At 60.9% G+C, this 19,833-nt stretch carries 17 protein-coding genes; all 17 read left to right on the forward strand.

The annotated features are described in order from the left end of the window. Window positions 1-248 precede the first annotated feature (248 nt). Window positions 249-1,133, forward strand: a complete 885-nt coding sequence (locus AC07RZ_RS14100; RefSeq protein ID WP_494668374.1) for a DMT family transporter — start codon at window positions 249-251, stop codon at window positions 1,131-1,133. Window positions 1,134-1,312: 179 nt separating this feature from the next. Continuing rightward, the gene (gene leuC, locus AC07RZ_RS14105) at window positions 1,313-2,713 is read left to right on the forward strand and encodes a 3-isopropylmalate dehydratase large subunit (protein WP_144736404.1); all 1,401 of its coding nucleotides are present in this window, start codon (window positions 1,313-1,315) and stop codon (window positions 2,711-2,713) included. A 34-nt stretch (window positions 2,714-2,747) separates the two neighbouring features. Beyond that, window positions 2,748-2,870 carry an entericidin A/B family lipoprotein gene (locus tag AC07RZ_RS14110; RefSeq protein ID WP_050808536.1) on the forward strand — a complete coding sequence of 41 codons (123 nt, stop codon included), beginning with the start codon at window positions 2,748-2,750 and terminating at the stop codon, window positions 2,868-2,870. A 36-nt stretch (window positions 2,871-2,906) separates the two neighbouring features. Next, a complete protein-coding gene (gene leuD, locus AC07RZ_RS14115; RefSeq protein WP_092392332.1) occupies window positions 2,907-3,554 on the forward strand; it encodes a 3-isopropylmalate dehydratase small subunit in 648 nt (215 codons plus the stop codon). 46 nt (window positions 3,555-3,600) lie between these two features. Then, window positions 3,601-4,671, forward strand: a complete 1,071-nt coding sequence (gene leuB, locus AC07RZ_RS14120) for a 3-isopropylmalate dehydrogenase (RefSeq protein ID WP_144736406.1) — start codon at window positions 3,601-3,603, stop codon at window positions 4,669-4,671. A 66-nt stretch (window positions 4,672-4,737) separates the two neighbouring features. Then, window positions 4,738-5,871, forward strand: a complete 1,134-nt coding sequence (gene asd, locus AC07RZ_RS14125; RefSeq protein WP_144736535.1) for an aspartate-semialdehyde dehydrogenase — start codon at window positions 4,738-4,740, stop codon at window positions 5,869-5,871. A 261-nt stretch (window positions 5,872-6,132) separates the two neighbouring features. Further along, complete coding sequence (locus AC07RZ_RS14130) at window positions 6,133-9,111, forward strand: motility hub landmark protein FimV (RefSeq protein ID WP_494668375.1); 2,979 nt, start codon at window positions 6,133-6,135, stop codon at window positions 9,109-9,111. A 90-nt stretch (window positions 9,112-9,201) separates the two neighbouring features. Further along, window positions 9,202-10,011, forward strand: coding sequence for a tRNA pseudouridine(38-40) synthase TruA (truA, locus tag AC07RZ_RS14135; RefSeq protein ID WP_494668376.1), 810 nt, complete (start codon window positions 9,202-9,204; stop codon window positions 10,009-10,011). Between the two features lie 84 nt (window positions 10,012-10,095). Continuing rightward, window positions 10,096-10,770 carry a phosphoribosylanthranilate isomerase gene (locus AC07RZ_RS14140; RefSeq protein WP_494668377.1) on the forward strand — a complete coding sequence of 225 codons (675 nt, stop codon included), beginning with the start codon at window positions 10,096-10,098 and terminating at the stop codon, window positions 10,768-10,770. A gap of 57 nt (window positions 10,771-10,827) precedes the next feature. Continuing rightward, window positions 10,828-12,090: a tryptophan synthase subunit beta gene (gene trpB / locus AC07RZ_RS14145; protein WP_494668378.1), complete on the forward strand. Its 1,263-nt coding sequence runs from the start codon at window positions 10,828-10,830 to the stop codon at window positions 12,088-12,090. Between the two features lie 61 nt (window positions 12,091-12,151). Further along, the gene (trpA, locus tag AC07RZ_RS14150; RefSeq protein WP_092392344.1) at window positions 12,152-12,949 is read left to right on the forward strand and encodes a tryptophan synthase subunit alpha; all 798 of its coding nucleotides are present in this window, start codon (window positions 12,152-12,154) and stop codon (window positions 12,947-12,949) included. A 114-nt stretch (window positions 12,950-13,063) separates the two neighbouring features. Further along, window positions 13,064-13,936, forward strand: a complete 873-nt coding sequence (gene accD, locus AC07RZ_RS14155) for an acetyl-CoA carboxylase, carboxyltransferase subunit beta (protein WP_014005861.1) — start codon at window positions 13,064-13,066, stop codon at window positions 13,934-13,936. A 66-nt stretch (window positions 13,937-14,002) separates the two neighbouring features. Next, entirely contained in the window at window positions 14,003-15,313 is a 1,311-nt protein-coding gene (gene folC, locus AC07RZ_RS14160; RefSeq protein WP_494668379.1) for a bifunctional tetrahydrofolate synthase/dihydrofolate synthase, read from the forward strand. A gap of 55 nt (window positions 15,314-15,368) precedes the next feature. Beyond that, window positions 15,369-16,313 carry an SPOR domain-containing protein gene (locus AC07RZ_RS14165; protein WP_494668380.1) on the forward strand — a complete coding sequence of 315 codons (945 nt, stop codon included), beginning with the start codon at window positions 15,369-15,371 and terminating at the stop codon, window positions 16,311-16,313. 68 nt (window positions 16,314-16,381) lie between these two features. Next, complete coding sequence (locus tag AC07RZ_RS14170) at window positions 16,382-16,870, forward strand: CvpA family protein (protein ID WP_144736420.1); 489 nt, start codon at window positions 16,382-16,384, stop codon at window positions 16,868-16,870. Window positions 16,871-16,944: 74 nt separating this feature from the next. Then, window positions 16,945-18,462, forward strand: a complete 1,518-nt coding sequence (purF, locus tag AC07RZ_RS14175; protein WP_092392350.1) for an amidophosphoribosyltransferase — start codon at window positions 16,945-16,947, stop codon at window positions 18,460-18,462. Window positions 18,463-18,551: 89 nt separating this feature from the next. Then, entirely contained in the window at window positions 18,552-19,787 is a 1,236-nt protein-coding gene (locus tag AC07RZ_RS14180) for a cystathionine gamma-synthase family protein (protein ID WP_494668381.1), read from the forward strand. Window positions 19,788-19,833 lie beyond the last annotated feature (46 nt).

Below are 19,833 nucleotides of genomic sequence, written 5' to 3' on the forward strand. Positions count from 1 at the left end.
GCAGATTCCGGATTGTTTCGCTGAGATGGCATGTGGAGCGTTGCTTTCCGCATGTGATGCGCGGGCGGATTTTTATGAGAGGGAGGAGTGTGCATCTCGGTGCTGAGCGGATTTTTTTGCGATCGGCATAGGCCTCGGTAGCTTGAATTTTTTACGCGGCCGCGATTATCGGATATATTGCCGCATGTCAATTTGTGTCCCGCTGCCGAAGGCTGCCGGAGCACTCAATCCAAATCAAAAAGCCAGCCATGAATATTGCGGAATTGTTTTCTCTCGCGGCCATCTGGGGCGCATCGTTTCTTTTCATGCGCGTCGGTACGCCGGAATTCGGTCCGGTGCCGTTGATCGCCTTGCGCGTCGGCATCGCCGCGCTGGTGCTGCTGCCGGTATTGCGTTCGGCTGCCGCACGCGGCCAGGTGCGCAGCAAGTTGTGGCCGCTGCTGGTGGTCGGCGTCACCAATTCAGCCTTGCCGTTTTCGCTGTTTGCCTATTCGACCTTGTATGTGAATGCCGGTTTCGATGCCGTCTTGAACGCCACCGTGCCGTTATGGACCGGCCTGATCGCGTTCGTCTGGCTGAAAACGCCGATGAGCCGGCCGCAAGTGATCGGCATGCTGGTCGGCATGGCGGGCGTGGTGGTGCTGGTGTGGGACAAGATCGGCGAGGGACAGCCCGGAGTCTGGCTGGCGACCGGCGCCGTGCTGCTGGCTACGCTGTCCTATGGTTTTGCGATCAACTATTCGAAAACCCGCCTGGCCGGCGTGCCGCCTTTTGTCGTGGCCTGCGGCAGCCAGCTGGCGGCGACCATGGTGCTGTTGCCGCTGGCGGTGCTGTATTGGCCGGCGGCGCCGGTGTCCAGCACCGCCTGGTATTCAGTGCTGGCGCTGGGAGTGCTGTGCACCGGCGTGGCCTACGCGATCTTCTACCGGCTGCTGGACCGCGTCGGCTCGGCCTATGCGGCTTCGGTGACCTTCCTGATCCCGATCTTCGGGGTGGTCTGGGGCGCCATTTTCCTGAAGGAGCAAGTGACGGCCGGCATGGTCCTCGGCTGCCTGGTCATCTTGCTGGGAACCGCGCTGGCGACCGGAAAACTTGATCTGTCCGGCTATCTGCGCGGCAAAGCGGCTAAATGAGAAAGAGCTAAACAATTTACAGCTTTGGCGTTTCCGGGGCTGCAATACGTGAATATAAGCAACATGCCAGGGCCGGGAATCTCATTTTCACGACGTTCCTGGGTATTGGCGGGCTGCTTCTATGGCATAATCAAGAGCTAAATTCACTGTTTTGCGCGGTCTCGAAGCCGCCCTGGATCATGCTTAAAACGCTCTACGATAAACTTTGGGAATCCCACGTCGTCCATACCGAGCAGGACGGCACGGCGATTCTGTATATTGATCGACATCTTTTGCATGAGGTCACCAGCCCTCAGGCTTTCGAGGGGCTGAAGCTGGCCGGCCGCAAGCCATGGCGGCAGTCGGCCAACCTGATGGTGGCCGACCACAACGTGCCGACTACCGGCCGCGCCAACGGCATCGCCGACCCGGTCTCGCGCCTGCAGGTGGAAACCCTGGACGCCAACGCCAAGAGCTACGACCTGACTTATTTCGGCATGAACGACCATCGCCAGGGCATCGTCCACGTGATCGGTCCCGAGCAGGGCGCGACCCTGCCTGGCATGACCGTGGTCTGCGGCGATTCCCACACTTCGACCCACGGCGCCTTCGGCTGCCTGGCGCACGGCATCGGCACCTCCGAAGTGGAGCATGTGCTGGCTACCCAGACCTTGCTGACCAAGAAATCGAAGTCGATGCTGGTGCAGGTCGACGGCGCGATACCTGCAGGCGTGACCGCCAAGGATATCGTGCTGGCCGTGATCGGCCGCATCGGCACCGCCGGCGGCACCGGTTACGCGATCGAATTCGCCGGCTCGGCGATCCGCGCGTTGTCGATGGAAGGCCGCATGACAGTCTGCAACATGGCGATTGAAGCGGGCGCGCGCGCCGGCATGATCGCCGTCGACGACACCACGCTGAACTACGTCAAGGGCCGGCCGTTTTCGCCGGCCGGGCCGCATTGGGAGCGTGCCGTGACCTACTGGCGCACCCTGCATTCCGATCCGGGCGCCAAATTCGACATGGTGGTGACGCTGGACGCCGCCGAAGTCAAGCCGCAGGTCACCTGGGGCACTTCGCCCGAGATGGTGGTGGCGGTGGACGGCCGCGTGCCCGATCCGGACAAGGAAAAAGACGCCACCAAGCGCGACGGCATGGAAAAGGCGCTGGCTTACATGGCGCTGAAACCAAACACCGCGATTGAAGACATCCGCATCGACAAGGTATTCATCGGCTCCTGCACCAATTCGCGGATTGAAGACCTGCGCGCGGCGGCGGCGGTGGTGCGCGGCAAGTTCCGCGCTTCCAACGTCAAGCTGGCGATGGTGGTGCCGGGTTCGGGACTGGTCAAGGAACAAGCCGAACGCGAAGGCCTGGACAAGATTTTCAAGGACGCCGGTTTCGAATGGCGTGAACCGGGCTGCTCGATGTGCCTGGCCATGAATGCGGACCGGCTGGAGCCGGGCGAGCGTTGCGCGTCCACCTCGAACCGCAATTTCGAAGGCCGCCAGGGCGCCGGCGGCCGCACCCACCTGGTCAGTCCGGCGATGGCTGCCGCTGCCGGCATTGCCGGCCATTTTGTTGACGTGCGTGCTTTATAACCTGTTCGCTATACATTATTACGGAAGGACCAAGATGAAAAAAATAGTCACCCTGTGTGTTTTGCTGGCCAGCGCCTATGCATTGAGCGCTTGCAATACTTTCCACGGCTTCGGCAAGGATGTGGAACACGTCGGCGAAAAAATTCAAGGCAAGTGATCGCCTCGCGCTAGCGGGCAAATTGGAATAAAAGAGATGAATAAATTTACTGTACTGGATGGCTTGGTAGCGCCGCTGGACCGTGCGAACGTGGATACCGACGCGATTATCCCGAAGCAGTTCCTGAAATCTATCCAGCGGACCGGTTTCGGCCCGAACCTGTTTGACGAGTGGCGTTACCTGGACCATGGCGAGCCGGGCATGGACAATTCGCGCCGTCCGCTGAATCCTGATTTTGTCCTGAACCAGCAGCGCTACCAGGGCGCTTCGATCCTGCTGACCCGGAAGAACTTCGGCTGCGGTTCGTCGCGTGAGCATGCGCCTTGGGCGCTGGACCAGTACGGTTTCCGTGCCGTCATCGCGCCCAGTTTTGCCGACATTTTCTTCAACAACTGTTTCAAGAACGGCTTGCTGCCGTTGGTGCTGCCCGAAGCGCAGATCGATCGCCTGTTCGACGAAGTCAAGGCATTCCCCGGTTATCGGCTGCAGATCGATCTCGAAAAGCAGCTGGTGAGCACCGCCAACGGCAACATTGCGTTTCCGTTTGAAGTGGGCGAGTTCCGCAAATATTGCCTGCTGAACGGTCTCGACGATATCGGCCTGACCCTGCGCCAATCCGACAAGATCCGCGATTTCGAGGAGCGCCATCTGTTTGCGCAGCCTTGGCTGGGAAACACCATTTAAGCAGCTCGTCTGCAATCGTTTTTTGAATTATTCAATCCAGGAAAAAATGAAGATAGCAATTTTGCCAGGTGATGGCATCGGTCCGGAAATCGTTGAGCAAGCGGTCAATGTATTGAACGCGCTGGGTGAAAAATTTGAACTGGAAAGCGCGCCGGTCGGCGGCGCCGGCTATGCTGCGCACGGCCATCCGCTGCCGGAAGGCACCCTGAAGCTGGCAAAAGAAGCTGATGCCATCCTGTTTGGCGCTGTCGGCGACTGGCAATACGATACCCTGGAGCGTTCGCTGCGCCCGGAGCAGGCGATTCTTGGCCTGCGCAAGCACCTGGGCCTGTTCGCCAACCTGCGTCCGGCGATCCTGTATCCGGAGCTGGCCAACGCCTCGACGCTGAAGCCTGAAGTGGTGTCCGGGCTGGATATCCTGATCATCCGAGAACTTACAGGCGACATCTATTTTGGCCAGCCGCGCGGTGTGCGCACCGCGCCGGACGGCGCGTTCAAGGGCGAACGCGAAGGTTTCGACACCATGCGCTACGCCGAGCCGGAAATCCGCCGCATCGCACACGTCGCCTTCCAGGCGGCGCAAAAGCGCGGCAAGCGCCTGACCAGCGTCGACAAGGCCAATGTGCTGGAAACCTTCCAGTTCTGGAAAGACATCGTCACTGATGTGCATAAGGAATATCCTGACGTTGCGCTGGATCACATGTATGTCGATAACGCTGCGATGCAACTGGTGCGGGCGCCGAAGAAATTCGACGTCATCGTCACCGGCAACATGTTCGGCGATATCCTGTCGGACCAGGCCGCCATGCTGACCGGTTCGATCGGCATGCTGCCGTCGGCTTCGCTGGACGCCAGCAACAAGGGCTTGTACGAGCCGTCGCATGGTTCGGCGCCGGACATCGCCGGCAAAGGCATTGCCAATCCGCTGGCGACCATCCTGTCGGCCGCCATGATGCTGCGCTTTTCGCTCAACAAGGCGGAGCAGGCCGATCGCATCGATAACGCCGTCAAGAAGGTCTTGGCGCAAGGCTTGCGCACCGCGGACATTTATGAGGCCGGCACCACCAAGGTCGGCACCGGCGAAATGGGTGCGGCGGTGGTCAAGGCGCTGGCATAAAAAAATTTGGCAGGTGGGTCTGTCGTGGAGTGCGGGGCTTTTCCCCGATTTTGTTAGGGAATCATGATGAAACTGGTTGGTTTGGTCGGTTGGCGTGGCATGGTGGGTTCGGTCTTGTTGCAGCGTATGCAGGAAGAGGGCGATTTCGCCCATATCGAACCGGTATTCTTTTCAACTTCAAATGCCGGCGGCAAAGCCCCGGCGCTGGCGAAAAACGAAACAACGTTGAAGGACGCCACCGATATTGAAGCCCTGAAAAAATGCGACATCATCATTACCTGCCAGGGCGGCGACTACACCAGCGAGATTTTCCCGCAGCTGCGCGCCGCCGGCTGGAACGGCTACTGGATTGACGCCGCCTCCACCCTGCGCATGAAAGACGACGCCATTATCGTGCTGGATCCGGTCAACCTGGATGTCATCAAGGACGGCTTGCAGCGCGGCGTGAAGAACTACATCGGCGGCAACTGCACCGTCTCCTGCATGATGATGGGCCTGGGCGGCCTGTTCCAGCAAGACCTGATCGAGTGGATGACCTCCATGACCTACCAGGCGGCTTCCGGCGGCGGCGCGCAGCACATGCGCGAACTGCTGACCCAGTTCGGCTCCATCAACGCCGAAGTCAAGGCGCTGCTGGACGATCCGAAATCGGCGATCCTGGAAATCGACCGCAAGGTGCTGGGCAAGCAGCATTCCCTGTCGGCCGACGAAACCAGGCAGTTCGGCGTGCCGCTGGGCGGCAACCTGATTCCCTGGATCGACAAGGACCTGGGCGAGGGCTTGTCAAAAGAAGAATGGAAAGCCGGCGCCGAGACCAACAAGATCCTTGGCCGCGGCGAGGGTTTCAGCAATGGCGGCAAGGTAATCCCGGTGGATGGCCTGTGCATCCGCATCGGCGCCATGCGCTGCCATTCGCAGGCATTGACCATCAAACTGAAAAAAGATGTGCCGCTGGACGAAATCAATGACATCATCGCCAGTAACAACCAGTGGGTGAAGGTGGTGCCTAATGACAAAGAGTCATCAATGCGCGATCTGACCCCGGCGGCAGTGACCGGCAGCCTGACAATTCCTGTCGGTCGTCTGCGCAAACTGCAGATGGGTGGCGATTATTTGTCAGCCTTTACCGTAGGCGACCAGTTATTGTGGGGTGCGGCAGAACCGTTGCGTCGCATGCTGCGGATTGTGCTGGACACCTGACTTGTTGCAGTAGTTGTGATATTGTTGCCGACTTGCAATATGGCCCGCTAAGTATTTTCTTGAAGAAAGTCCTGGCGGGCTTAGCGTATCTGTTTGTATTTGCAGAATGTTGTTACGCTAATGTGCGAGTGCTTCATAAATGGGATCGCATTTGCGAAGCGCCAGACTAATGTCAATCTGGATATTGATTTTTAAAAAAACTGGGTACAGTATTTGCTTTCAGCAAGATTTGTTTCCTTATACGTCAACGGACAGTCCTTCATGCCACACAACATGCACCTGAATTCTTCGAATAAATTTATTTCCACCGGTTTAAAGACCCTCACTGCAGCCGTGGTTTCCACCCTGCTGATGGTGTCCAGCGTCGAGGCTGCCGGACTGGGTAAATTAACTGTGCTGTCCTCGCTGGGACAACCGTTACGTGCAGAAATTGAGCTTACCTCGGTAAGCGCGGACGAAGCCGGCACGCTGGTGGCGAAACTGGCCAGCCCGGAAACTTATCAGCAAGCCAACATCGATTTCAACCCGGCCCTGATGTCGTTGCAGTTCGCCATCGATCAGCGCAATGGCCGCCGTTTTGTGCGGGTCACTTCGACCCAGCCCATCAATGAGCCGTTTGTCGACATGCTGATGGAACTGGGCGGCACCAAGGCGCGCCTGGTGCGCGAATACACCCTGTTGCTCGATCCGGCCGGCCAGCGCCAGGCCCAGCCGGCGCAGATCGCGGCCGCGCCTGCAGCGCCGCGTGCTACGACCGGGGCTCTCAATGCCGCTCCTCGTTCGGCCCCTGCCCAGGCCAGCCCGGTACAGTCGCAAGGCGGCGTCGCTTCGACCATTACCGATGCTACTCGTGCAGCAGCCGCCAGGGCAGTCGCCGGCGGCGCGACCGCTCCTGCCAGCAGCGCAAGCAAGCCGGTTGCCTCGGCCTCGACTGCCGGCAGCCCTGCCAAGTCCTCCAGCGCAGCAGCGGCGCCTGCGAGCGGCGATTACCAAGTCAAGAAGGGCGATTCGCTGGCCCGCATCGCCAGCGAAAACCTGCCGGCCGGCATCTCGCTGGACCAGATGCTGGTAGCGTTGTACCGCAGCAACGAAGGCGCGTTTGTCGGCAAGAACATGAATCGCCTGCGCTCGGGCCAGATCCTGTCGATCCCGGATGCCGACAGCGCACGCAGCGTCAGCAAATCGGAAGCCCGCAACATAGTGCTGGCGCAATCGAACGATTTCAAGAGCTATCGCAACAAGCTGGCCGGGATGGTTGAGTCGGCTGCGCCGAATGCGGCTGCTGAATCCAGGCAAAGCAGCGGCGGCAAGATTACCGCCAAGGTGGAAGAACAAGCCACGCCGGCCAGCGAGTCCAAGGACAAGCTGAAATTGTCGCGCGGCGCAGCCGCCGACGCCAAGGCAGCAGACGCCAAGGCAGCGGCTGCCGCCACTGCGGCGACAGAAGAGAAGATCGCACGGGAAAAAGCTGCCGCCGAAGCGCAAGCGCGCGTCAAGGAACTGGAAAAGAATGTCAGCGACCTGCAAAAGACGCTGGAATTGAAGAACAAGAACCTGGCCGACCTGCAAAACCAGGCTGCCAATGTGAAGCCTGCAACTCCTGCAGCGGCGGCGCCAGCCGCTGCCGTCCCGGTCACCCCGCCGCCGGCAGCAGCTGCACCTGCGGCAGCGGTTCCTGCAGTGGCAGCCGTCCCGGTGCCGGCGCCAGCCGCGGCTGAACCAGCCGCTGTCAGCTCGGCTCCTGCTGCCATTGTCGATACAGGCGTCGCCAGCGCCGCGCCAGCCGCTGCAGCAGCGGTTGCCGCTGCGCCTACTGCCCCGGCGCCGGCGCCAGCCAAGCCAAAGGTAGCCGCACCGCCGCCGCCTGAGCCGAGTTTCATCGAAAGCATTACCGAAAATCCATTGCTGCTGCCGGTTGGCGGCGTTCTGGTGGCTTTGCTGGCCGGGCTCGGACTGTTCCGTTACCGTCGCAACCGCGCGCGCCAGCAGGCTTTCCTGGACAGCAGCGGAGCGCCGATGACAAATACCGGCCTGAAGGGCAACTCCCTGTTCGGTTCGACCGGCGGACAGAGCGTCGACACCAAGAACAGCATCTTCAATTCGAATTTCGTGCCGTCGGTCAGCCACCTGGATACCAATGTCGACCCGGTCGCCGAAGCTGATGTCTATATCGCATACGGACGCGATGCGCAAGCCGAGGAAATCCTGAAAGAAGCCCTGCGCAACCAGCCAAACCGCAACGCGATCCGCGTCAAGCTGCTGGAAATCTACGCCAACCGCAAAGATCCGCGCTCCTTTGAAATCCTGGCCAGCGAACTCTACAGCCTGACCCGCGGCGAAGGCGAAGACTGGCAGCAGGCTGCTGCACTGGGCCAGAATGTCGATCCGACCAACCCTTTGTATGGCGGCGGCAAGCTGCAGGACCAGGTGATTGCGAAGGCTGATTCGATTACCGCACCGACCCAGCCGATGGATGGCCTCGACTTCAATTCATTGACAGCGCCGACCGAACCGCATGCTGTTGCGCCGATTCCTGAACTGGTGCAACCGGCCGCGCCGGCCCAGCTGCTGGCGCCGCTGACAGCCACCGAACTGGGCAAGCAAGGCAGCGCTGCAGCTGCGCCGCAAGCGGCTGACATGGATTTTGACCTGGAAGAACTCGGCAGCGAAACATCGGCCAACCAGAACACCGTGTTGCTGTCGGCTTCTCACGACGCCGGCAAATCCATGCTCGACGCGCTCGACTTCGAACTGGACCATAAGCCTGCGGCAGCTCCGGCCGCGGCGCCGAAAGCCGTGGAAAAGAGCGCTGCGCCGGCAATGGCGTTCAGCTCGCTGGAACTGCCGGCAGGCGGCCAGCCTTCGAACTACGAACCGGCCCATGCCCATATTGATATTCCATCGGAAACCAAGCCGGCCAAGGCGCCGCCAGCACCTTCGTATGCCCAGCATGCGGAACCTATGGTCGCGCCGCTGGAGTTCAACCTGGCCGGCATGAACCTGGACCTGGACAGTGCGATCCATGCGCCGGCCGCCAGCGCTGCTCCTGCAGCGCCTGCAATAGCTGATACTGCATCGTCGGCGACAGCCAATCCCGAAATGGCGACCAAGCTCGACCTGGCCGTTGCGTACAAGGAAATCGGCGACAAGGAAGGCGCGCGCGAACTGCTGGAAGAAGTCTTGAAGGGCGGTAGCGCAGAGCAGGTCGATGCAGCCAAGTCGTTGCTGACCAAGCTGTAATGTAGCTAGTACAATACCCTTAGCATTTTGCTTTTGACGGGCGCGGCGTTATGCTGGCGCCCGTTTGCTTTTTTTGAGATTGGAACCGGATTGAATCGTATCGTTCTCGGCGTGCAGTATGACGGCGCGCCTTGGCAAGGATGGCAGACCCAGCCTAGCGGCAAGACCGTGCAGGACCGGCTGGAGGCCGCCTTGGAAAAATTCACGCAGGGCGCAATCGGCACGACTTGCGCCGGCCGTACCGACTCCGGCGTGCATGCGCTGGAGCAGGTCGTGCATTTTGATACGGCATTGTCGCGTGAAACATTCTCCTGGGTGCGCGGCCTGAACGCATTCCTGCCGCCGTCGATCGCGGTGCGCTGGGCGCATGAACTGCCGGCGGGATCTTCCAGCGCCGGCGAAGATCAATTCCACGCGCGCTTCAGCGCCACCGCCAGGACCTATCACTACCTGCTGTACAACAACCCGGTCCGTTCCCCGCTGCTGGAAGGCAAGGCCGGCTGGGTGTTCCGGCCGCTGGAGCTGGAGCTGATGCGCCAGGCCGCGGCGCACCTGGTCGGCACCCACGACTTTTCCGCGTTCCGCGCGGTGGAATGCCAGGCCAAGTCGCCGGTGCGCACGATGGAAGAGATCCGCATCGAGCGGCGCGGCGACCTGATCGTGTTCAGCTTGCGCGCCAACGCTTTCCTGCATCATATGGTGCGCAATATCGTCGGCTCCCTGATCTATGCGGGCAGCGCCAGCAAGCCGCCGGAATGGCTGGCCGAGTTGCTGGTCCAGCGTGACCGCGGCCGCGCGGCGCCGACTTTCATGCCCGACGGCTTGTATCTGGCGCGAGTGGCTTATGACCCGAAGTGGCAGCTGCCGCAGCAGGCGGCCGCGCTGTTGCCCTGGTTATAGGCAGCGGAAATTCTGCTGTCGATTTGTCATGTTTAAAGATGCTATATTGCGCTTTCCGATGTGTTTCCGATTAGACTGAATCCGATGAACCACCGCACCAGAATCAAGATCTGCGGCCTGACCCGCGAGCAGGATGTGCAAGCCGCCGTTGCGGCGGGCGCCGATGCGCTGGGTTTCGTGTTCTATCCGAAAAGCCCGCGCTACGTCACGCCGCAGCAGGCTGGCGGCCTGCTGGCCAAGGTGCCGCCGTTCATCACCACGGTCGGCCTGTTTGTCAACGTCGAGCCAAGGCAGCTGCAGGAGATCGTGGCGCTGGCGCCGGTATCTCTGCTGCAATTCCACGGCGACGAAACGGTAGAGCAGTGCGCGGCGCTGGCGCAGGCGGTAAACCGGCCGTTTATCCGCGCCATGCGCATCGGCAGTGCTACAACGGCCGCCGATTTGCTAGAATACGCACAGGCATATCGTGACAGCAGCCATTTGTTTGCAGGATTGCTGCTCGATACCCTGGTTGAAGCTTATGGCGGCAGTGGAAAGGTATTTGATTGGTCTCTCATCCCAAAAGAACTCGCGCCTCAGGTCGTTTTAAGTGGTGGCTTGAGCGTGCACAATGCGACTGACGCGGTAAAGCGCGTACGTCCCTTTGCGGTCGACATCAGCAGTGGCGTCGAGCAAGACAAGGGCATCAAGGACGCCGCCAAGATTCGCGCATTCATTGCCGCGGTACGGCAGGCGGACGCCGATCCGGCCGGACTCTAGCAGCCGTTTTCCAAGGTCCGGCGGGCAGGCTCAGCAACCAATACAGAGAGATATGCCATGAAAGAATTCACTCCCCTCGAGCAATACGCCGAGCGCCAGCCGCTCGCCAATACCACCTTGCGCCAGAGCGCCCGGTACAACCTGCCGGACGCCAAGGGCCATTTCGGCATGTACGGCGGCAGCTTCGTCTCGGAAACCCTGACGCTTGCATTGAGCGAGCTGCAGCAGGCTTACGCCAAATACCAGAACGAACCGCAATTCCTGGCCGAATTCCACAGCGAGCTGAAGCACTATGTCGGCCGTCCCAGCCCGATTTACCACGCCAAGCGCTGGTCCGAGCAGATGGGCGGCGCGCAGATCTATTTCAAGCGCGAGGACCTGAACCACACCGGCGCCCACAAGATCAACAACGTGATCGGCCAGGCCTTGCTGGCCAAGCGCATGGGCAAGCCGCGCGTGATCGCCGAAACCGGCGCCGGCCAGCATGGCGTGGCGACTGCCACCATTTGCGCGCGCTTCGGCCTTGAATGCGTGGTGTACATGGGCAGCGAAGACGTCAAGCGCCAGATGCAGAACGTGTATCGCATGAACCTGCTGGGGGCGAAGGTGGTGCCGGTCGAATCCGGCTCCAAGACCTTGAAGGATGCGCTCAACGAAGCCATGCGCGACTGGGTCACCAACGTCGAAGACACTTTCTACATCATCGGCACGGTGGCCGGCCCGCATCCTTATCCGATGATGGTGCGCGACTTCCAGTCGGTGATCGGCAATGAGTGCCTGGTGCAGATGCCCGAGATGACAGGGCGCCAGCCTGACCACGTGGTCGCCTGTGTCGGCGGCGGCTCGAATGCGATGGGCATTTTTTATCCCTATATCGATCATCGCGATGTCGCCCTGGTCGGGGTGGAAGCCGCGGGCGAGGGGCTTGCCAGCGGCAAGCATTCGGCTTCGCTGACGCTGGGTTCGCCGGGCGTGCTGCATGGCAACCGTACTTACCTGCTGCAAGACGCCAACGGCCAGATCATCGAGACCCATTCGATTTCGGCCGGCCTGGATTATCCTGGCGTCGGCCCTGAACACGCCTGGCTCAAGGATTCCGGCCGCGCCACCTACGAAACCGTGACTGACGACGAGGCGCTGGCGGCGTTCCATACCTGCTGCCGCATCGAAGGCATCATCCCGGCGCTGGAATCGAGCCATGCCCTGGCATATGCGGCCAAGCTGGCGGCGACCTTGCCCAAGGACAGGATTGTCCTGGCCAATTTGTCAGGCCGCGGCGACAAGGACATGCATACGGTTGCCGAACGCCTGAAGCTGTAGCAGCCAAGGGCAGGGCGGCAATCCCGCCCTGCAGTCCTGATCACCTCATCCAATAGATACCATGTCCCGAATCCAGACTACCTTGGCAGCGCTCGCTGCAAACAATAAAAAAGGCTTGATCCCTTTCATCACCGCCGGCGACCCGGCGCCGGAACTGACCGTGCCGCTGATGCATGCGCTGGTCAGGGGCGGCGCCGACATCCTGGAACTGGGGGTGCCGTTTTCCGACCCGATGGCAGAAGGCCCGGTGATCCAGCGCGCTTGCGAACGGGCGCTCAAGTTCGGCGTCAGCCTGCATGACGTCCTGGGCTATGTGCGCCAGTTCCGGCAGACCGACAGCAGCACGCCGGTGGTGCTGATGGGGTACGCCAATCCGCTGGAGCGGATGGGTGTCGATGCCTTCATCGCTGCCGCAAAGGAAGCTGGGGTCGATGGCAGCATCGTGGTCGACTATCCGCCTGAAGAATGCGAAGAGTTTGCCGAAAAGATGCAAGCCAACGGCATGGATCCGATTTTCCTGCTGGCGCCGACCTCGACCGAAGAGCGGATAATGCAGGTGGCCAAGGTCAGCAGCGGATTCACGTATTATGTTTCATTGAAAGGCGTGACCGGCGCCGCCAATATCGATACCGGCGAAGTGGCGGCCCGGGTGGCGGCGATCCGCAAACATGTCAAATTGCCAATCGGCGTCGGTTTCGGCATCCGCGATGCGGCTACCGCCAAGGCTGTGGCGCAGGTGTCGGATGCGGTGGTGATCGGCAGCCGGATTATCCAGGAACTGGAGAATACGCCGCCGGAACAGGCTGTAGCTGCGGTAGAAAGCTTCCTGTCAGGGATCAGGAAGGCGCTGGACGAGTGATTTGCATGCCAAAGTGGCAAATATTTCCTGGATTGGCTGGCTTGATTAGCTATTTCGCCGATTTGGGGATGAAGGTACAATTCGGCAGGAAAAAAATCTGAAGGAGGTCGCTCTATGAGTTGGCTAGAAAAATTACTACCCCCACGTATTCAGCGCAGCGACTCGGCAACCCGTAAATCGATCCCCGAGGGATTGTGGGTCAAATGCCCGTCATGCGAAGCGGTTTTGTATCGCACCGACCTGGAGTCGAACATCCATGTTTGCCCGAAGTGCAACCATCACATGCGGATACGTGCACGCGAACGCCTGGACGCCTTGCTGGACGCCGGCGGCCGCTATGAGATCGGCCAGGAAACCCTGCCGATCGACACGCTCAAGTTCAAAGACAGTAAAAAATACCCTGACCGCCTGAAGGCCGCCATGGACGCTACCGGTGAAACCGATGCGCTGGTGGTGCTGGGCGGTTCCATCATGACGTTGCCGGTGGTGGTGGCGGCGTTCGAGTTTGAATTCATGGGCGGTTCCATGGGTTCGGTGGTGGGCGAGCGTTTTGTGCGCGGGGCCCAGGTTGCACTGGAGCAGAAGGTGCCGTTCATCTGCATCACTGCCACCGGCGGCGCGCGCATGCAAGAGGGCCTGCTGTCCCTGATGCAAATGGCCAAGACCACCTCGATGCTGACCAAGCTGTCAGAGAAGAAGCTGCCGTTCATCAGCGTCCTGACCGATCCGACCATGGGCGGCGTGTCCGCTTCGTTCGCCTTCATGGGCGACGTCGTGATCGCCGAACCGAAGGCGCTGATCGGCTTTGCCGGCCCGCGCGTGATCGAGAACACCGTGCGCGAAAAGCTGCCTGAAGGCTTCCAGCGCGCTGAATTCCTGGTTACCAAGGGCGCCGTCGACATGATCGTCGACCGTCGCAAGATGCGTGAAGAAATCGCGCGTCTGCTGGCGTTGCTGCAGGACCAGCCAGTCGAATCCATCGCTTGATGTGAATTTCGCCCCAGGGCCTGAACTGTTGCGGTTCAGGCCTTTTGTTTTTAGTCGGATGTCAAAATGTCAAATATTCCCGCCAAGCCCGTGACGCTGGCCGGCTGGCTCGCCCTGCTGGAGTCGCGCCATTTCAAAACCATCGACATGGGCCTGGACCGGGTAGTGCAGGTGAAAGACCGGTTGCAGCTGCAATTCGACTGCCCTGTGATCATGGTGGCCGGCACCAACGGCAAGGGCTCGACCTGCGCCATGCTGGAATCGATACTGCTGCGCGCCGGTTACAGGGTCGGCCTGTATATCAAGCCGCATTTCCTCGATTTCAACGAGCGCGCCCGCATCGGCGGCGAATCGGCCTCGGATGCGGCCCTGATCGCCAGCTTTGAGGCGGTGGAAGCGCAGCGCGGCGACATTTCCCTGACATATTTTGAATTCACCACGCTAGCCATCATGCATTTGCTGGCAGAGGCGAAACTCGACGTGGTGATCCTGGAAGTCGGCCTGGGCGGGCGCCTGGATGCGGTCAATATCGTCGATGCCGACGTCTCCATCGTCACCAGCGTCGACATCGACCACATCGAATACCTGGGCGACACCCGCGAGAAAATCGGCTTTGAAAAGGCCGGCATCTTCCGGGCCGGCAAAACCGCGGTGTGCAGCGACCCGGTGCCGCCGCAATCCCTGATCGACCATGCCAACGCGATCGGCGCCGACCTTTGGCTGCTGGGCCGCGATTTCAACTACACCGGCGACAAGCAGCAGTGGAATTACGGCGGTCGCGGCCAGCGCCGCAATGCGCTCGGCTATCCCAGCCTGCGCGGCGCCAACCAGCTGCTCAATGCCTCGGCGGCGCTGGCGGCGCTGGAAGCCTTGCGCGACCGCCTGCCGGTCAGTGCGCAGGAGGTGCGCAGCGGCTTTGTCATGATGGACTTGCCGGGCCGTTTCCAGGTCTTGCCAGGACAGCCGCTGGTGATCCTGGACGTCGCCCACAATCCGCACGCCGCGGCGACCCTGGCCCAGAACCTCGACAACATGGGGTTTCATCCGTACACCTATGCGGTATTCGGCGCCATGCTGGACAAGGATATCGAAGGCATCGTGGCGCAGCTCAAGACGCGCATCGACCACTGGTGCCTGACCGCCTTGCCGCTGCCGCGCGCAGCCAGCGGTGAACAGTTGAAAGAACGTTTGCTGGAAGCGGGTGTCCCTGCAGAGCAGGGGGCGGATGCGCAAAGCAGCATCCTTTCCTTCGATTCTCCCGAGCTGGCCTATGCAAATGCATTAAGCAGGGCAGGCGAGAATGATAGAATTGTGGTTTTCGGATCGTTCCTGACCGTGGCTGGCGTAATGGCAGCCAGGAAGTCTGGATTTCACTGACGATTGACCGGCAGGCGCCTATGGCGCCGGCTCACTAGCTAGCTAAAAATATCGCATGGGTTTGTTCTCTTTTCTTCGCAAAAACAAGCAGCAAACCGACCCTGACCAGGGTATTTATCGTTCCAAGGCCGATACCGGCATCGGTCCCGGCGCCGAGCAGGCCGAACTGCCGCTGCGCAGCCGCAAAACCAAGGCAAGCAAGGCTGGCAACCAGGCCAACGAAGCGGTCGATCCAGTGCTGCCGGAAAAGAAGCGCGCCCGGCGCCGCCTGGTGGGCGCGGTGGCCCTGGTGCTGGCGGTGGTCATCATCTTGCCGATGATCCTCGATTCAGAGCCGAAGCCGCTGGCTGACGATATTGCGATCCAGATTCCATCGCGCGATAAACCCGGCGCCAGCGCCAGCGCGTCGGCCAGCGCTGCGGCGCCGCTCAGCAACAGCAGCGGCCTCGACCGCCAGGAAGAAATAGTCGATCCGGCCAGCGCCCCGGTGATGCCAGCGCCGCCGGCAGCCGCTGTCCAGCCTGCCGCTGCCGACAATGCCGCCGCGACCGCTCCTGCGCCGCCCAAGATGGCTGCAGTGGTGCCGCCTGAAACCGCCTCAAAACCGGAACCCAAGCCGGAACCCAAGCCAAAGCCGGAGGTCAAGCCGGAAGCCAAGCCAAAACCCGAGCCGAAACCGGCGCCGGTAGCGGAAAAGCATGACGATGCGGCGCGTGCCCAGGCGATCCTGGAAGGACGAGCCGATGCAGCGCCGGCGGCCGACAAGAAGCCGGCGAAATTCGTGCTGCAGGTTGCCGCGCTGGCATCGCAGGACAAGGTCGATGAGCTGCAAGGCAAGCTGAAGGAAGCCGGCATCCGCTCCTATACGCAAAAAGTCCCGACCCAGGCGGGTGAACGCATCCGTATCCGCGTCGGCCCGTTCAGCAGCAAGGAAGAAGCTGAAAAAACCCGCGCCAAGCTGGGCAAGCTGGGGCTGAACGGCAGTTTGATTCCAGGCTGACGGCGGGCGGCTTGATTTAAGCCGCATGCGGCGCCATATGGATCACTGATCAGGGATATGCAGGCAGCGTGACAATTTTCGACTATCTGGTTTTTTTCGTACTGATCTGCTCGGTCGTGATCAGCACCCTGCGCGGCCTGGTAAAGGAAATCCTGTCGTTGGCGAGCTGGGTCGTCGCCTTGGTGGTGGCCAACGCGTATGGTGAAAATCTGGCAAAATTGCTCCCCGATGCGATTCCGGGAAATGTAACGCGCTTAATCGTGGCTTTCCTAGCCCTGTTTATTGGCGTAAGGTTATTAATGATGTTGTTGAGCATGACCGTCGATGCCATGGTCAAGGCCAGCGGCCTGGGGGTGGTGGACCACGGGCTGGGCGTGCTGTTCGGACTGGCGCGCGGCCTGGTGCTGGTGCTGGCGGCGGTGCTGGTGTGTGGCGCTACGGCAATTCCGCAACAGCCTTTCTGGCGCGATGCGATGCTGAGCCCGCTGGCGGAGGCTGCCGCGCGGACGGCAATACCCTATTTGCCGGGGCAGTTCGCCAGCCACTTGAAGTTTTGAATTTGTTTGACAGGACTTGCGCAACCCCTGCAAGTCCCTCTAGTACCGGATTGTTTATTGTTTAGGAGTCCACCATGTGTGGCATAGTCGGCATCGCTTCCCAGAACCCCGCCAATCAGCTCATCTATGATGCCTTGTTGCTTTTGCAGCATCGCGGCCAGGATGCTGCGGGGATCGCAACCAACCACGGCAACGGATTTTTCATGCACAAGGCCAACGGCCTGGTGCGCGACGTCTTCCGTACCCGCAACATGCGTTCCTTGCCGGGCAACTACGGCATCGGCCAGGTGCGTTATCCGACCGCCGGCACCGCCAGCGCGGAAGAGGCGCAACCGTTCTACGTCAATGCGCCGTTCGGCATCATCCTGGCGCACAACGGCAACCTGACCAACGCCGAGCAGCTGAAGATCGAGATGTTCAAGAACGATCGCCGCCATATCAACACCGATTCCGATACCGAAGTATTGCTCAACGTGCTGGCGCACGAGATCCAGCAAGAGACCAGGGGCTATTCGCTCGATCCTGGCGTCTTGTTCAAGGCCGTGGCCAATGTCCACAAGCGGGTGCGCGGTTCTTACGCCGTGGTGGCGCAGATTGCCGGCCACGGTTTGCTGGCGTTCCGCGATCCGTACGGCATCCGGCCGCTGTGCATCGGCCTTAACGAAACCGACAAGGGCACCGAATACGTCATCGCCAGCGAATCGGTTGCGCTGGAAGGTTTGGGTTTCCGTTTCCTGCGCGACGTAACGCCGGGCGAAGCGATCTTCATCGACATCGACGGCCAGATGTACAACCAGCAGTGCGCCGACAATCCGACCCTGAATCCGTGCGCCTTTGAATTCGTGTACCTGGCCCGTCCCGATTCGATCATCGACGGCGCCTCGGTGTACGCCACCCGCCTGAAGATGGGCGAATACCTGGCCGACAAGATCAAGCGCGAATTCCACAGCGGCGATATCGACGTGGTCATGCCGATCCCTGATTCGTCGCGTCCGGCCGCAATCCAGCTGGCGCTCAAGCTGAATATCGAGTATCGCGAAGGTTTCATCAAGAACCGTTACATCGGCCGCACCTTCCTGATGCCGGGACAGGCGATCCGCAAGAAATCGGTACGCCAGAAACTCAATGCGATCGGCTCCGAGTTCAAGGGCAAGACCGTGCTGCTGGTCGACGATTCGATCGTGCGCGGCACCACCAGCCGCGAGATCGTGCAGATGGCGCGCGATTCCGGCGCCAAGCGCGTGATCTTCGCCTCGGCCGCGCCGCCGGTGAAGTTCCCCAACGTCTACGGCATCGACATGCCGACCCGCGGCGAACTGATTGCCTACGGCCGCAGCGATGAAGAAGTGTGCCGCGAAATTACCGCCGATGCGCTGGTGTACCAGGATATCGACGCCCTCAAGCGTTCGATTTCCGACGTCAATCCATTGCTGCGGAATTTCGAAGCGTCCTGTTTCGACGGCAACTACATCACCGGCGATATTTCGCGCGACTACCTCGACCGCATCGAGTTCGCACGCAACAATCCCAAGCCTGAAAGCGAAGACGCGGTACGTTCGCAGCTGAACCTGAGCCTGGCGCAAGTCGACTAGTCTTGTCATTGCGGGACCGCAAGCGCAGGGTGGCCAGGTACTGGTCCATCCTGCGCTTGCCGAAGTTCCCGAATAAGTAGCGATCAAACATGACTCAAAAATACGGTTTCACCACCACCATCCTGCACAGCGACCGCCAGAAAACCATCGAGCACGGCGCGCCGCACAAGCCGATCCACACGTCGGTGACCTGGGGCTATGGCGATGCGCGCCAGCTGGCCGAGGTATTCCAGGGCAAGCAGTCCGGCTACCGTTACGGCCGCCAGGGCAACCCGACCGTGGCGGCGCTGGAGGACAAGGTCACCAAGATGGAAGGCGGCCTGGCGACCATCTGTTTCGCTTCCGGCATGGCAGCGATCGGCGCCGTGATACAAGGCTTGCTGCGCGAAGGCGACCACGTGGTGTCGTCGGCATTTTTGTTCGGCAACACCGCGAGCATGTGGCAGACCTACAGCGGCCAGGGCGGCAAGGTGACCATGGTCGACGCTACCGATGTGGCGCAGGTAGAGATGGCGCTGACGCCGGCTACCCGTGTCGTGTTCGTGGAAACCATCGCCAATCCGCGCACCCAGGTTGCCGACCTCAAGCGCATCGGCGAGCTGTGCCAGGCGCGCGGCATTTTGTTCGTGGTCGACAACACCATGACTTCGCCATACCTGTTCCAGCCCCGGCACGTGGGCGCGGGCCTGGTGATCAATTCGCTGACCAAGTCCATCGGCGGCCATGGCAACGCCCTGGGCGGCGCAGTCACCGACACCGGCCTGTTTGACTGGAGCCGGTTCCCCAATATCCTCGACGTCTACAAGCGCAATCCGCAACCGCAATGGGGGCTGGCGCAGATGCGCGCCAAGAGCCTGCGCGACTTCGGCGCTTCGCTCGGGCCCGAGGCGGCGCATCATATTGCCGTCGGCGCAGAAACCATCGCGTTGCGCATGGAGCGCAGCAGCGCCAGCGCCCTGGCCGTGGCGCAGATGCTGGAAGCCGATCCGCGGGTGGCCGCGGTGTATTACCCGGGCTTGGCGTCGCATCCGCAACACGCGTTGGCGGCGGACCTGTTTCGCTCAAACGGCTATCTGTTCAGTTTCGAGTTGAAGCAGGATATCGACTGTTTCGATTACCTGAACCGGCTCAAGCTGGCGATTTCCGGCACGCACCTGGGCGACAACCGGACCCTGGTGATCGCCGTCGCGCATACGATTTTCTATGAGATGGGCGCTGAGCGCCGCGCCGCCATGGGCATCGGCGAATCGCTGATCCGGGTGTCGGTCGGCATCGAAGATACCGCCGACCTGGTGGAAGACTTCCGGCAGGCGCTGCAAGCGTAGCCTGGCATGGCTATAAGGCGGGGCGGGCACGTCGCGTGTCCACCCG

This window comes from Collimonas sp. GW821-FHT07E08, from assembly GCF_059418905.1.

Bases quoted from the DNA above. Each gene is read 5' to 3' on its own strand.
- AC07RZ_RS14130 (WP_494668375.1), top strand. From the start codon at position 6,133: ATGCCACACAACATGCACCTGAATTCTTCGAATAAATTTATTTCCACC.
- AC07RZ_RS14110 (WP_050808536.1), top strand. From the start codon at position 2,748: ATGAAAAAAATAGTCACCCTGTGTGTTTTGCTGGCCAGCGCCTATGCA.
- folC (WP_494668379.1), top strand. From the start codon at position 14,003: ATGTCAAATATTCCCGCCAAGCCCGTGACGCTGGCCGGCTGGCTCGCC.
- accD (WP_014005861.1), top strand. From the start codon at position 13,064: ATGAGTTGGCTAGAAAAATTACTACCCCCACGTATTCAGCGCAGCGAC.
- leuB (WP_144736406.1), top strand. From the start codon at position 3,601: ATGAAGATAGCAATTTTGCCAGGTGATGGCATCGGTCCGGAAATCGTT.
- AC07RZ_RS14140 (WP_494668377.1), top strand. From the start codon at position 10,096: ATGAACCACCGCACCAGAATCAAGATCTGCGGCCTGACCCGCGAGCAG.
- asd (WP_144736535.1), top strand. From the start codon at position 4,738: ATGAAACTGGTTGGTTTGGTCGGTTGGCGTGGCATGGTGGGTTCGGTC.
- AC07RZ_RS14180 (WP_494668381.1), top strand. From the start codon at position 18,552: ATGACTCAAAAATACGGTTTCACCACCACCATCCTGCACAGCGACCGC.
- leuC (WP_144736404.1), top strand. From the start codon at position 1,313: ATGCTTAAAACGCTCTACGATAAACTTTGGGAATCCCACGTCGTCCAT.
- trpB (WP_494668378.1), top strand. From the start codon at position 10,828: ATGAAAGAATTCACTCCCCTCGAGCAATACGCCGAGCGCCAGCCGCTC.
- purF (WP_092392350.1), top strand. From the start codon at position 16,945: ATGTGTGGCATAGTCGGCATCGCTTCCCAGAACCCCGCCAATCAGCTC.
- leuD (WP_092392332.1), top strand. From the start codon at position 2,907: ATGAATAAATTTACTGTACTGGATGGCTTGGTAGCGCCGCTGGACCGT.
- trpA (WP_092392344.1), top strand. From the start codon at position 12,152: ATGTCCCGAATCCAGACTACCTTGGCAGCGCTCGCTGCAAACAATAAA.
- AC07RZ_RS14165 (WP_494668380.1), top strand. From the start codon at position 15,369: ATGGGTTTGTTCTCTTTTCTTCGCAAAAACAAGCAGCAAACCGACCCT.
- AC07RZ_RS14100 (WP_494668374.1), top strand. From the start codon at position 249: ATGAATATTGCGGAATTGTTTTCTCTCGCGGCCATCTGGGGCGCATCG.